Here is a 13,257-nt window from a genome sequence, read left to right on the forward strand (position 1 = left end):
GAGAGGAATTGTTAGACTATCGACGTTTAAGAAAATTAAAGGTGGTTTTTAATGGTGTATATTAAACCCGGACAAGTATTAGAAAGCATGATTCAGACAGGAGCCAGAAAGTCCAATCAGTCTATCAAACAGCTTCTCTTAGGAGGAGCATTGTCAGGAGCACTGCTTGCTTTTGCAACAACCTTAGCCATGACTGCGACAACTCAAACAAATCTGGGGATTATTGGGGCACTAGTATTCCCGGTAGGTTTTGTCATTATTGTTCTACTTGGGCTTGAACTTGTTACCGGAAATTTCGCTCTTATACCGGTTGCAGTTCTTGGGAAAAAAACAACCTCTTGGAAAATGATTGTTAACTTTTTTGGGGTGACGCTAGGACACATACTGGGATGTTTATTTTACGCAGTTTTATATTATATTGCTGTTACAGATTTGGGTAATGTTCCTATTAACAAAAACGCAGTTGTACAATTGATCATTAAGACGGCTGAGACAAAAACAATAGGGTATGAAAAGTTTGGAATGGATGGACAAATTACGGTGTTTGTAAAAGCAATGTTATGTAACTGGATGGTAACCCTCGGTGCTGTTATGGCAATGACCTCCAAGTCTACAGGAGGTAAAATCGTTGCGATGTGGCTGCCAATCCTAACATTTTTCGCCCAGGGTTTCGAGCATGCGGTCGTTAATTTATTTGTAATACCTGCTGGAATCATGTTTGGTGCGAAGATTTCAATTACAGAATGGTGGGTTTGGAATCAAATTCCTGTTTTGTTAGGAAACCTTATGGGAGGATTTCTATTTACAGGATTATTACTATACATAATCCATAAAAACGATAAAGATCTTGTAAGGGAAAATGGGGCATTATTTAATAAAGTAAATGGAAAAGGCGCTTAACGGAGTCAATATTATGGAAGACATCCGGAGTACTTCCCGGAAGATTCCCCTTATCCGGCCGGATTGATGGAAGAGAACATCTAAGGAAAGGTCTGGAAGACAAGGGTATTTCGAGCAGTTTAATCTTGCTCCGCATAAATAAAAATTCTATCCTTTCTTTCCTTTTTATAATAAAGAAGAAAGGATAGAATTTTTTCATTTATTCCCCATCTTTTAAGAAAGCATATTATTATTCGGCATTTGCATTTGAACCTGTGCAGGGGCATACGCATTTAATAGCTGCTGCATATCTTGCTGGGCTAGCTGCGGTACTTGATAGTAATGGTGTTTATTTTGATAGATGGAGAGTTCATAAGCCATTTCAATGCAATTTGGGACGGAATCAGCAAGTACACGACGAACAACCGGATTTGTTACTTCCATTGCGGCCATTGTTTTCATAGAGGCACCGGATTTTACACATCCAAGCATCATGCCGGAGATGCATGCATCAGTAAGCTCAGATACAGATTGAGCCGGTTTTTTAGGCTGTGATGGTGTTAAACCGTACACAAAGTCATTTCCTTGAGTCATTTTATAGCTCTGTGTTGGTTTTGAAGGATCCTGCCCTGTTTTAAAGCATTCAACGGTTATGTTGTACTCATCCTGCATAAATCGATATTGGCGATCAAGAATATCCATAAGTTCCGGGTCTTTGACATGCTGGCGGAGCATCAGATATTGGTCCATGGCCCCGATTGACCCCGAAAGGACCTCATGAACATCAAATACTTCATGGCCGCCATGATTCATTTGTTGCGGTACATTCCCTGTATGCATATTTTGATGCATTGGATTTTGTTGATTTTGCATCATAGTCTATTCCTCCTCATGTTTTGGTCATAGCCACAATTATTATGTATCCGGAATCGAAAGTTATTCATAAGGAAATTCGGTAAAATTAGAAAATTTATTACAATACGAGGAAGTACTCAATCAAGTAAAATCAGTGTGTTAAAATAGAAATAATTTGGATATCAGATAAAAAATCATCACAAAAGGAGGGAGACTAATGACGAAGGACCCTTTTCGAAAAAGATCATGGTTACCTTATGCGATAATCGTAGGGGTTTTACACCTCATTGGAATCAGTTTTCTTGTTATCGGCTGGAGGGAAAGTTCTGCTCTTTTAGGCTTGGGATTTGTCGCCTATACTTTAGGCTTGCGTCATGCGTTTGATGCGGATCATATTGCGGCCATTGATAATACTGTCCGCAAATTGGTGCAGCAAGAAAAAAATCCGACAGGTGTAGGCTTTTTCTTCTCTCTCGGTCACTCAAGTGTTGTTTTTCTTATGGCGATCGTTACGGCGATTTCCGTTCAATGGGCGAAAACGGAGCTTCCTCAGCTTCAAGAGGTGGGCGGGCTAATCGGGACGATTGTTTCAGGGACCTTTTTGCTGCTGATAGGGATACTTAACCTTGTCATATTAAAGGATTTGTTTAAAATATTTCAACAGATGCGTTATGGTACATATGATAAAGAGCAAATGGAGCAGCTTCTTCATTCAAGGGGTTTAATGGGAAGATTTATGGGGCCTTTCTATAAATTTGTCAATAAAAGCTGGCATATTTACCCTTTAGGTTTTTTATTTGGCTTAGGATTTGATACGGCAAGCGAGGTTGCCTTATTAGCTATTTCAGCTACCGCTGCCCAAAGCACAATTCCGTTTTTAGGAATCGTATCTTTACCGATCTTGTTTGCAGCCGGGATGAGTTTGTTGGATACAGCAGATGGAATTTTTATGATGAGCGCATATCGCTGGGCGTTTTCCACTCCACTGCGCAAGGTTTACTATAATCTGACGGTGACGGCCATATCCGTATCAGCAGCCTTATTAATCGGTATAATTGAATTAGCTCAAGCCCTCTCTGAAAAAATTGGATTTGAAAACGGTTTTGGGAGATGGATTCAAGGATTGGATATTGGCTTGTTAGGATATGTATTAGTGCTGTTATTTATATTGTCATGGGCAATTTCATATGGAATTTGGCGGTTTCTAAAGATTGAAAAACGATGGGAATCCAATAATTTGTAAAACCTTTCACCGAAATTAAAGGGCCTAAATGCATGTCCTTCTCCATAATTTCTGTACTTTTTTCTGCTAAAATCTTTCTATTAATCTAGTGATTTAAGGTGATTGAATGTACAGTTTATTGAGCCAAATAAGTACTGTGTTAAGTAAACCATTTTTTAATATGGCATATAGCCTGGAGTCATGGCCCATCGTTTTTGCTCTTATTTTGGGACTTGTCGGTGCCCTTGCCCCGTGCCAGCTTACAGGGAATATAAGTGCTGTCACCTTATATGGCAATCGTTCTATTCATAAGAAAATTGTCTGGAAAGATGTATTCAGTTTTACTTTAGGAAAAATTGCAGCCTTTTCTTTATTAGGCGGGTTAGTATGGCTGTTGGGAAATCAGCTCGAACAAAACCTTACGCTCTATTTCCCCTGGCTAAGGAAAATGATCGGTCCTTTATTGATTATCGTAGGCTTGTTTATGCTAGGATTGATAAAATTAAGAGGCACTGTACAATTATTTAAGGGCTCAAAGGAGTACAAGCACGAAAATCCATTCGGTTCATTTATGCTGGGATTTAGTTTTTCGCTTGCCTTTTGTCCGACAATGTTTGTCCTATTTTTCGTTACCTTAATGCCTATCGTATTATCCAGTTCCTATGGGTTTATTCTTCCTACCGTATTTGCTTTTGGTACAGCGATTCCATTATTGATTTCTATTTTGCTTATTTGGTACCTTGGTGGAAGCGGTGTGCTCATAAAAAAAGGGAGAAAGGTCGGAACAGTCATACAGCGGATTGCCGGTTTTGTGATCTTACTATTAGGAATCTTGGATGCTATTACCTATTGGTTTTTATAAAACGTAAAAAAAACAACGAATTCGTTGTTTTTTTTTGCGTTTTATCTCGATATTTTAACCATTCATTTACCGATGATAAAAGACAAATTTTATACAAAAAAAACCCAAAGTTTCTGCACACTTTTTTATTAAAGTTTAAAAAGGTTAAGCACTAATCTTACTTTAAACACAGGGAATGAGGTGAATGTTTTGAAGGTGAAATGGTTGTTAATGATTTTCCTTGTTATTGCTTTTTCCGGTGGAAGAATGACTATGGCCCATGAAGGTGATCAAAAAATGCCATCGACTTCAAGCCTAAATGGAGATGGACAATCCCAGCATAACATGGAAGGAATGGACATGAGCAGTTCGACAAAGAACGATACCATGGCAGGAATGGACATGAGTGGCAAAGACAAAAACATGGACATGAGCGGTTCGACAAAGGACGATACCATGGAAGGAATGGATATGGGAGGGCACAGCCACTCAGACGTGCCGGTGAAGGAAAAGCCGGCAAACATAAAGGTTTTAGGAACGTATGGGGCGGTTAATCTTTCCTTTATTATCATAGGTGTTTGGTTTAGAAGAAAGGATGGTTCAAGTGGCAATTCCAAATAAAAATGTCGTGGAAGGGAAGAAACCTATAAATCTCCTAGCAATACCAATAATTAAAAAGTTTATTCAAAGCAGATGGTACCCGGGAATTTTCCAATGGATTGTTCTTGGTGTCTTTTCCGTTATTGTCTATGAATTGGTAGCCGGAACCGTTGACCCCACCCGTAATGTTGGAACATCACTTACCTGGGTTTTGTGGTGGCCGCTAATCCCTATTTTTTTCCTGGCAATTGGACGATTTTGGTGTACAATCTGCCCATTTGGTAAGGTAAGTGACATTGTCCGGAAAACGATAGGCAGTAATAGACCGATGCCCAAGTTTTTAAGAAAATATGGTCTTTGGTTAATTGATCTTTTCTTTATTGCCATTACGTATAGCGATCATATTTGGGGAGTTGTGGAATCACCAAGAGGCTCCGGATACTTACTTCTTTTACTTGTAACAATGGTAGTAGGGACCGCCGTTTTTTATGAAAGAAGAACCTTTTGTAAGACTTTATGTTTTCTAGGGGGATTATCAGGTAACTATTCCCGCTCAGGTGCATTAGAACTTCGCGGTACTCCGGAAATTTGTAAGACGTGTAAGTCGCAATCTTGCTTTAAAGGAAGCGAAAAAGCAGAAGGCTGCCCAATGTTTCAATATGTTCGCACAATGGACACAGCTGCTGATTGTAACTTATGCGGAAATTGTGTGAAATCATGTCCCAATAATTCAATCCGTATTTCACCGCGTGTACCTACATCCGAATTATGGGGAATCAAAAAGCCGATGCTGGAGCATACTTTTTTAGCCGCTGTTATCATGGGAATTGTGTTTGTCCAAAACATTACAATGGTAGCTATCTGGCAGGATATCTTGAAAGCCATTGGTTCTGTAACCGGTACAGATAATTACAATGTAAATTTCACTGTTGCTTTTATAATTGCGATGGCGATCCCCGTTGGACTATTGTTGGGAACTGCAAAAATCGCCACTTTAACCGGCGGTTCCGTTGAAAAGGTGAAGAAAAACTTTATTCGTTTTGGGTATGCGATTATTCCACTGGATTTAGCTGGCCACTTGGCTCATAACTTGTTCCATATCATCACTGAAGGAAAAGCAGTCTGGTATAACACGGTTGCCTTATTTGGTGCTCATCTGACAAGGGGTGACCTTGCTTTCGCTCCTGCTTCAACTGTTCAGATGCTGCAATACATCATTGTTGTGTTAGGTACAATCGGATCCATTTATACCGCTTATCGAATTGGTAATAAAGGCTCGTTTAAAGCATTAGTACCGTATTATGCCTTAATGGTATTGCTTGCAGTAGCTAATATTTACCTATTTTCACTACCAATGATGCACCGTGTTTAATAATACAAAAATTTTTAAAAAAACTACTAGAGTCTAAAAATCGGCCGAGTTTTATGCCCAGTTAAATGTCTGTAAGACAATTCTTGGTTAGACCTACTGGAAGAATGCTACTGTCATTTTCATTGTACCAAGGGGCGACTCCAATCTATTCGAAATACTTCTTAGCTCTTTTATTTAATCATTTGTTTATGGAAATGCACAAAATGTTCGTTAAATAAAGATTTAACGCGAAGTTAATTAAAGATAAATACAAGGCCTTTGTTTTGTTTCTTAAGCTAACGAGCAGGAGTGTTTAAATAGATAATGAAAAAAGGGACTAATTTTAGCATTAGGTCCCTTTTTAGTGTAAACGAGGCCAGTTCGTTTCCACTGCACCCCTACAACCCTTATTTACCTTATACATGGACAGGAGTACATTCACTTGATATTTAATTGAGTAAATTATAAAGAACCAATTTTCAAATATTTAAGGAGTTGAAGAATATTGTCTTTTCCAAACATTCCGAATATCACACCTACCATTTCGCTTAGCACTGCCCAAACTGTTCCATTGCTTTTAAGCTCAATTGCCCTTGAGGAGTTAGCTCTCGCTCACCTATTGAACGCAGAAGCAGAGAAACTTCAATTTGTTCTTGGCACATTAACCCCAACAAGGACTACATTTTCCCCTGCAACGGTCTCATTATCCAATCTTCTAGATGTGAATACAAATGTTCAAAGAACGCTGCGTGACGTGATCAAGAAGGAAATGCTTTTGGAGTTCAAATTTGAAAATGTGTTGGATCTCATTCCATTTGTACTGCCGTTTTCGCCTCAAACATTCACATTTTCTTTTACAGGAGGGCTTCAAACAACGACAGTTCCTTTTGGTGCAACTACTGCTACAATTCAAGCAATTGGTGCAGCGGGTGGTGGTAACACAGCAGCAACAGGTAATGGGGCTTTAATACAGGGTGATTTTTCAGTCACGCCTGGAGAACAACTGTCGATTCTAGTAGGAGGTAAGGGTCAAGTTGGTAACCCTGCTAATGCTGGCGAAGGCGGCGGTGGCGGTTCCTTTGTATGGAGAGGATCAGGAATTGGAGCTCTTTCTGCAGCAACTCTGCTGGTCGCAGCGGGCGGCGGCGGCGGCGCAGGCGCCAACAACGCCAATGGAGCGAACGCTTCGACTTCATCAAGCGGTACTAATGGAGGTAATGCAGGAGGCGGTTTAGGCGGCGTAAGTCCTATCGGTGCTGGCATTGCTACTGGCGGTACTGCAGCACCTGGCGGCGGCGGCGGAGGCGGCGGCGGTCTTGTCAATTCTGGCGGTCCTGGCGCTCCAGGCGCTCAAGGCGGAGGCGGCGGAGTTGCAATTATGTCTGGCGGTGCTGGCGGTGCTGGCGGTACTGTTGGACCTAATACTGGCGGAGCTGGCGGTTTCGGCGGCGGCGGAGGCGGCGGTGCTGATGGCGGAGCAAACTCTGGAGGCGGTGGAGGCGGCGGCGGCTTTAACGGAGGCGGCGGCGGCGGTACTGTCGGCGGAGGCGGAGGCGGAGGCGGTTCACAAAATAATGGAACAAACCAGGTTAATACTGCTGGTGTCGGCACAGGTGATGGAACCGTTGTCATTACTTTTTCTTAGAATTTAGTTAGTTAGATTTAACGATTATCGAGTTGTTAATATTTTTAGTGGAGGATATTGGATTCAAAATTAGTATTAAAGAAGAGCACAATGAAGTGGTAAACCATTTTGAATCCTATTTTGGGCGTTCATTAACATTACAGGATACAACAGAACTAAATCATCAGTATCCCCAAGAATCCTTGGGGATTTTTCTTTGTCTCTTATAAGCCACGAATAGAGTATTGATGTCCAAATTCGCGTTTGATGTACGAAGCAATGATTTCCAGAGTCCAATTACTCATAATCGTAAGGTAATGGAAGATTATAGGTCCAAATAATCATTTGGATTTGTTTTTTTATATAAGATAACAAGGAAGGCACTGTGAAAAAATGTGATTTTGGCATTTCTTCATAGTTTCTGCAAATTTTTGTTGTAGGATACCGTTAGACTAATTTTCAGGAGGATAACGATGAAACGAAGATTTTTTATAGTAGTTGTTTTTTCACTTATCATTTCTTTATTTTTAGCAGCATGCTCAAAAGATGATTCAATGGATCATGGAAGTATGGAACACAGCTCAAATAAAAAACAAACAAATACAAGCCGTGAAGGGATGAATCATGAGGTGATGAAATCCACTTCTCAAAAAGATAATACGAACGTAGAGTTCTCCTTTAATGGAAATCCCGAAAGCGGCAAACAAATACCATTAAACATACAGGTAAAGAATAAGAACGGTCAACCCATAAAGGATTTTGAGGTTGAACATGAAAAACTCATGCACTTGATTGTGGTTAGCAAGGATTTATCCTATTTTGACCATATTCATCCTGAATATAAAGGGAACGGTTTATTTACTGTTATGCCAAATTTCCCTTCCGGCGGAGAATATAAACTATTTGCCGATTTTACCCCTAAAGGAGGATCGAAAACGGTAAAATCGAATCTCGTGACAGTAGCGGGAAATAAAACAAAAGCTACACCGTTAACGGAAGATAAGGAATTAACAAAAGTCGTGGATGGTAAAGAGGTTACGTTGAAGTTTGATCATTTGATGGCCGGAATGGACTTGGCCGTGACATTCACGATAATAGATGCAAAAACGAAACAGCCCATCAAAAATTTACAACCCTATTTAGGAGCGGTGGGGCACGTTGTAGTAATTAGCGGTGATACTGAAATTTATTTACATGTACATCCAATGGACGAAAAGGCAACCGGTCCTGATGCAAAATTTATGACGAGTTTTCCAAAGAGCGGCCTCTATAAAATTTGGGGACAATTCCGGCAGAATGGAAAAGTATTTACCGTTCCGTTTACTATCAATGTACCAAAATAAAAAAAGACCTTTCGGGATATTTTAGGCTGTCGATTAGTGACAGCCATTTTTAATTCTGTAAAGTTTTTTCTATTCAGAAAGAATAGGCAGCTTTTTTCTATAAACTACTCTTCTAACAATTTTTCTAAATTTTTATCAACAATAAATACCTCAATTCTCTCCCCCATCTTTGTGCTAATATCACTATGACTGGATAGGACTTTACAATCGGTAAGGTTTTCAACAATCTTTTCAAACTCATTGCTATACATTTCTCGGAGGACTTGCCTCATTTTTTTTACCAGTCTTCTTCCTGTATCATGGTTAACAAGATGTTTTTCTTCTGTGGTTAATACTCCTTTGAATCGAGTGATAACCATATCTTGAACAATATATGTTTTCGCCTCTTGTGGACCGCGCCCAAGTAATTCCCTTTGGAATTTTATAAATGATGCACTAATCTCAGCCTCAAGTTTCTTTTTAGAATAAGCCATCGTGATCCCCCAGTTAAAATTATGAATATAATATTTTGTGTTGATTTAATAAAAATGCAAAAGGAGTCTGTCACTAAAGGACATAATAATCCCTTAGGTGACAGACTCCTCCAAATAAACCTATTTTCAATTAGTCCTACAATACATTCTCTCTTAAAGGGGTGTCAATAAGTGAAAGTTATATAAAAGATGAGAAACAATTAGAAATAAAGAGGAAAGGTAGTATTTTTCTAATAAAATGTTAAATTAAGGCTAAATTTAACCAAATATAGCCGTTTACAAGCTAGTACCTCAGCACTTACAATTATTTCGTAATTAGCAATTGCATATAGCGGCTCAATCCTGAGGAAACTCAGGAGCGGAGGAACCAGTTTTTTGGGGTTAATTCTGGGATAACCAGAAGGGATGAGATGCTCTTTCGCCATCCTACCCGTCAGCTAACTTCGTCGGCTAAAGCGAGGGAGGTCATAAGACCGCCAAATTCAGGGGGCTTTTTTGTTTTATAGCAAAAGGGCAGCTTGAGGAAGAAGTAGGTCTTTTTATTATGCCTATTTATAGAAAAAGGAATATGGAAGACAGAACGCAAAGAGAGCGGTAATGCTTGCTGGGCGTTAAGTAGACCAATGTAGACTTTTTCTCCAAAATCTTGATCAATTCAACAAAATTCCTAAATAGAATATCTTCTTTTGGATATTTCTATTTTGATTATTGTTGCAATTGATTAATTGGGGAAGGAGTAAGCATTGGTCTATTTTTTTTCCTTTGCTTTCAAGGAACCCAGTGATTGTGGACTGCTGATTTTGTCATCATCAGTAAACCTGAATGTAGAGCTATTCATGGTTTCTAATCGTAGTAAGTGTGCATCAAGGAGGTGTTCTTACATCTAAAAAGCCTGATGCAGTATAAATGAAAAATGCAATTTAATCAGGTAAATGAAGAAGGGGGTATGGAAGTGAATAATGATATTGTTTCGATTGCACTGTTTATTTTAGCCTTTGCCCTTTTTGGGGGATTTACTTTATTTTGTGAAAAAGCATAAGGAGGGTATCGGGTATGCTCATCCCAGGAATTATTGGAGTAGCTATGATTATTTATCTCTCATACGTCTTAATTAAACCTGAAAAGTTTTAGTGGAACTTTAGCATTTCCGTGATTTCTACGATGAATAAGATTTAATTAACAAGTTGAAGGGAATAAGGTAAAGGTTTTAATTACCAAATATTAAGAGAGACTAGATATGTTTTAGTTGTTACTGGTAAATCATATTTTTTATAGGAAATAAATAAATTTTAATTGAAAAAATATTTCTTACAAATAGTTTCAGTTTGTAACCAAAAAATTTTTCTATTACTTTTGTGGAGGTAGTTCCAATGAGTAACCTTTCTCATAGGAATAGTATCAATGCATGGTTTTACTCTGAGACCTCAATACCAACTTATTTTGGCTTTCAGGAAGGATACCTTGATATCCATACATTACGATATCGAATGTTTGGTGCTGTTTGGAAATTAATTGATGCTAAAAGGTATATTTTAGGCTATTGGTTTGCTGATAATGAGAATGACATTCATTTTGCAGTACAAAAAGCAGGATTTACTAGCTTAATTAAAGCAGATAATGAAATAAAGGAAGTTTATCAATGTATCCGTACTGAGCAGGAGAAAGAAAATTGGATGAGTAGAACTAAGCTCTCCTTCCTATCAATTTTAAAAAATCCATGGAAAGATTTGAGTACAGGATGGGTTGTATTAAGATCAAGCCCCAATTTCCCGTGCATCCTTACCTGTTTACAAAAAAAACGCTATTCCATTTGGATTGAACATGTACATGTTTGTGAAAAAGAAAATGATATTAAAAAATTTTTAAATTTAATCAATATTGAACATAACATTCATTTAAAAAGCGGAGAAATACAAGTGAACAAATTAACAAATAGGTCATAGTAAGGGAACAACAATGGAGCCCTTCATCGTTTAATGAGTAAAAATTAAAAGTCACAAAAAGATTTATTCGTTAGTAGCTTTTTTGTTGTTCATTTTATTTTCATTTTAGGAGATAATAACCATTGTACATAAACCATTTCGGAGGAAAATATAAATGACTTCTCAATCCATTAAAAGGATACTATTAGGACGACCATTAAAATCAAGCGAAGCTGAAGCTGAAAAAATGCCAATGTGGAAGGCATTACCCATTTTATCGAGCGATGCTCTTTCCTCCGTAGCATACGGGACTGAAATGATTTTACTGGAGCTTGCTACTGTTGGAGCATTTGCATTCTCTTTTTCCTTACCGGTTGCAATTGCGATCATTTTATTAATTGCGATCCTTATTATTAGTTACAGACAAGTGATCGATGCGTATCCTCAAGGTGGAGGAGCCTATATGGTTGCAAAAGAAAACTTGGGAATGATGTGGGGGCGTTTAGCAGGTGTTTCATTACTTATTGACTATACATTAACTGTAGCAGTTTCTATTTCCGCAGGAGTTCTGGCGATAACTTCAGCTTATCCTGCTGCTGTATCATATGTAGTCCCTATTGGTCTTATTTTTACCTGGTTTATGGTATGGATGAATCTTAGAGGAACGTCTGAATCAGGAAACGTATTTGCTCTTCCAACATACTTGTTTATCTTTTGTATGTTATCCCTGGTAGGAAAAGGTTTATTCGACATGTTTACTGGTGCAGGTCAGGCAACTCACCATGTTTCTATTCCCAGGGCAATTCCAACAGGATTAACATGGTTTGTGTTGTTAAAATCGTTCTCTTCGGGATGCTCGGCGGTAACAGGAATTGAAGCGATTTCCAATGCGGTGCCCCATTTTCGGAACCCATCCCAAACAAATGCGAAACGGACCATGGTTACATTGGGGGTATTATTATCAGTTATTTTTGGTGGAGTAACCATCCTTTCAAGAGCTTATGATATTCACCCGGACCCAACCGGGACCAATTCTGTTCTATCCATGGTGGCAGAAGATGCCTTTGGTCGAGGGGGGTTTTATTATATAATTCAATTTGCTACCATGGCAATATTAATACTAGCTGCTAATACGAGCTTTAATGGATTTCCCATTTTATCGTCTCTTATGGCACAAGATAAAAATATGCCCCGAATGTTTAGTAATCGAGGTGACCGTTTAGCATTTAACTATGGAATCATTACACTGGGAATATTAGCAAGTATTTTACTCATTGTATTTCGAGGTAGAACGGAGGCACTAATTCCCCTTTATGCCATTGGTGTTTTCTTATCCTTTACGATGTCACAGTTAGGTCTGGTACTGAAGTGGCGCAGAGAGAAATCACAAGGATGGCAACAAAAAGCTATAGTAAATGGAATAGGTGCAGTAGTGACATTCTTTGTCGTAATCATTTTTAGTATTACCAAATTTGAAGAAGGGGCCTGGATCGTAGTTGTTATAACGCCTTTATTATTATGGTTAATTACAAGAATTAGTAAACATTATGATAATGTAGCTAAGCAATTAAAAGTGGATTTAGCGGAACCCATTCCAAGTTTGGATACCGTGATCATCATTCCTGTTGCCGGTATTCATAAGGTAGTGGTATCAACGGTTGCTTATGCAAAATCGCTCACACCGAATGTTGTAGCTTTTTATGTTGCATTTTCACCTGAAGATGCGAAAAAGATGGAAGAAAGATGGGGACAATGGAATCCGGGTGTTCGATTAGTAGTCGTGGTATCACGGTATCGTACATTAATAAAGCCATTAATTGAATTTATACGACGGGTTGAGCACAAATACGATCATCAAAAGAAAATTACGGTATTATTACCTGAATTTATTACACATAAGTGGTGGCACCGCCTATTACACAATCAATCAGCATTTCGTATCCGTGCTTTACTTTTGAATCAAAAAGACGTTGTGGTTTCGACTGTTCCTTTTCATTTGCACGAATGATACCTAACATTATGAAATAAAAAAGTCCAATGATTTTTCATTGGGCTTTTTTATTTCATTTTTAGCTGTAATTGATAAAAACGATTAAAAAGGAGGAGATAGGAAAATCTATGAATATAAATGTTTTAAGGAGGGTGGC

The 13,257-nt window shown here is 38.5% G+C and carries 12 protein-coding genes and 1 riboswitch; of the genes, 10 read left to right on the forward strand and 2 right to left on the reverse strand.

Annotation, left to right across the window (positions count from 1 at the left end):
• Positions 1–51 precede the first annotated feature (51 nt).
• A complete protein-coding gene (locus AC3ANV_RS03455; RefSeq protein ID WP_488312289.1) occupies positions 52–900 on the forward strand; it encodes a formate/nitrite transporter family protein in 849 nt (282 codons plus the stop codon).
• A gap of 213 nt (positions 901–1,113) precedes the next feature.
• On the opposite strand, the gene AC3ANV_RS03460 is transcribed toward AC3ANV_RS03455, so the two are convergent.
• Positions 1,114–1,752, reverse strand: coding sequence for a spore coat protein (locus tag AC3ANV_RS03460; protein ID WP_488314119.1), 639 nt, complete (start codon positions 1,750–1,752; stop codon positions 1,114–1,116).
• 199 nt (positions 1,753–1,951) lie between these two features.
• On the opposite strand from AC3ANV_RS03460, the gene AC3ANV_RS03465 reads away from it, so the two are divergent.
• From AC3ANV_RS03465 to AC3ANV_RS03490, 6 genes are all read left to right on the forward strand, one after another.
• Entirely contained in the window at positions 1,952–2,977 is a 1,026-nt protein-coding gene (locus tag AC3ANV_RS03465; RefSeq protein WP_488312290.1) for a HoxN/HupN/NixA family nickel/cobalt transporter, read from the forward strand.
• A 106-nt stretch (positions 2,978–3,083) separates the two neighbouring features.
• The gene (locus AC3ANV_RS03470; protein WP_488312291.1) at positions 3,084–3,818 is read left to right on the forward strand and encodes an urease accessory protein UreH domain-containing protein; all 735 of its coding nucleotides are present in this window, start codon (positions 3,084–3,086) and stop codon (positions 3,816–3,818) included.
• A gap of 189 nt (positions 3,819–4,007) precedes the next feature.
• The gene (locus AC3ANV_RS03475; RefSeq protein WP_488312292.1) at positions 4,008–4,418 is read left to right on the forward strand and encodes a hypothetical protein; all 411 of its coding nucleotides are present in this window, start codon (positions 4,008–4,010) and stop codon (positions 4,416–4,418) included.
• On the forward strand, positions 4,393–5,769 hold the full coding sequence (locus tag AC3ANV_RS03480) for a 4Fe-4S binding protein (protein ID WP_488312293.1): 1,377 nt from the start codon (positions 4,393–4,395) through the stop codon (positions 5,767–5,769). Before AC3ANV_RS03475 ends, AC3ANV_RS03480 begins: the two co-directional genes overlap by 26 nt.
• 484 nt (positions 5,770–6,253) lie before the next feature.
• Complete coding sequence (locus AC3ANV_RS03485) at positions 6,254–7,393, forward strand: alpha-helical endospore appendage domain-containing protein (RefSeq protein WP_488312294.1); 1,140 nt, start codon at positions 6,254–6,256, stop codon at positions 7,391–7,393.
• 452 nt (positions 7,394–7,845) lie between these two features.
• Entirely contained in the window at positions 7,846–8,715 is an 870-nt protein-coding gene (locus AC3ANV_RS03490; protein WP_488312295.1) for a hypothetical protein, read from the forward strand.
• A gap of 104 nt (positions 8,716–8,819) precedes the next feature.
• On the opposite strand, the gene AC3ANV_RS03495 is transcribed toward AC3ANV_RS03490, so the two are convergent.
• Complete coding sequence (locus AC3ANV_RS03495; protein WP_488312296.1) at positions 8,820–9,188, reverse strand: Na-translocating system protein MpsC family protein; 369 nt, start codon at positions 9,186–9,188, stop codon at positions 8,820–8,822.
• A gap of 323 nt (positions 9,189–9,511) precedes the next feature.
• Positions 9,512–9,655, forward strand: a riboswitch (cyclic di-AMP (ydaO/yuaA leader).
• Positions 9,656–10,271: 616 nt separating this feature from the next.
• On the opposite strand from AC3ANV_RS03495, the gene AC3ANV_RS03500 reads away from it, so the two are divergent.
• The 3 genes from AC3ANV_RS03500 (at position 10,272) to AC3ANV_RS03510 (ending at position 13,118) form a co-directional block, all read left to right on the forward strand.
• Positions 10,272–10,319, forward strand: a complete 48-nt coding sequence (locus tag AC3ANV_RS03500; protein WP_488314120.1) for a potassium-transporting ATPase subunit F — start codon at positions 10,272–10,274, stop codon at positions 10,317–10,319.
• Positions 10,320–10,558: 239 nt separating this feature from the next.
• Positions 10,559–11,131 (forward strand): hypothetical protein, encoded by a 573-nt coding sequence (locus tag AC3ANV_RS03505; RefSeq protein WP_488312297.1) that lies wholly within the window; start codon positions 10,559–10,561, stop codon positions 11,129–11,131.
• 154 nt (positions 11,132–11,285) lie between these two features.
• The gene (locus AC3ANV_RS03510; RefSeq protein WP_488312298.1) at positions 11,286–13,118 is read left to right on the forward strand and encodes an APC family permease; all 1,833 of its coding nucleotides are present in this window, start codon (positions 11,286–11,288) and stop codon (positions 13,116–13,118) included.
• Positions 13,119–13,257: the final 139 nt, after the last annotated feature.

This window comes from Neobacillus sp. DFD-2R, assembly GCF_057747865.1.

Excerpts from the sequence above, each read along its gene's own strand:
- AC3ANV_RS03455 (WP_488312289.1), top strand. The coding sequence starts at position 52 with ATGGTGTATATTAAACCCGGACAAGTATTAGAAAGCATGATTCAGACA.
- AC3ANV_RS03510 (WP_488312298.1), top strand. The coding sequence starts at position 11,286 with ATGACTTCTCAATCCATTAAAAGGATACTATTAGGACGACCATTAAAA.
- AC3ANV_RS03480 (WP_488312293.1), top strand. The coding sequence starts at position 4,393 with ATGGTTCAAGTGGCAATTCCAAATAAAAATGTCGTGGAAGGGAAGAAA.
- AC3ANV_RS03470 (WP_488312291.1), top strand. The coding sequence starts at position 3,084 with ATGTACAGTTTATTGAGCCAAATAAGTACTGTGTTAAGTAAACCATTT.
- AC3ANV_RS03505 (WP_488312297.1), top strand. The coding sequence starts at position 10,559 with ATGAGTAACCTTTCTCATAGGAATAGTATCAATGCATGGTTTTACTCT.
- AC3ANV_RS03460 (WP_488314119.1), bottom strand. The coding sequence starts at position 1,752 with ATGCAAAATCAACAAAATCCAATGCATCAAAATATGCATACAGGGAAT.
- AC3ANV_RS03495 (WP_488312296.1), bottom strand. The coding sequence starts at position 9,188 with ATGGCTTATTCTAAAAAGAAACTTGAGGCTGAGATTAGTGCATCATTT.
- AC3ANV_RS03465 (WP_488312290.1), top strand. The coding sequence starts at position 1,952 with ATGACGAAGGACCCTTTTCGAAAAAGATCATGGTTACCTTATGCGATA.
- AC3ANV_RS03490 (WP_488312295.1), top strand. The coding sequence starts at position 7,846 with ATGAAACGAAGATTTTTTATAGTAGTTGTTTTTTCACTTATCATTTCT.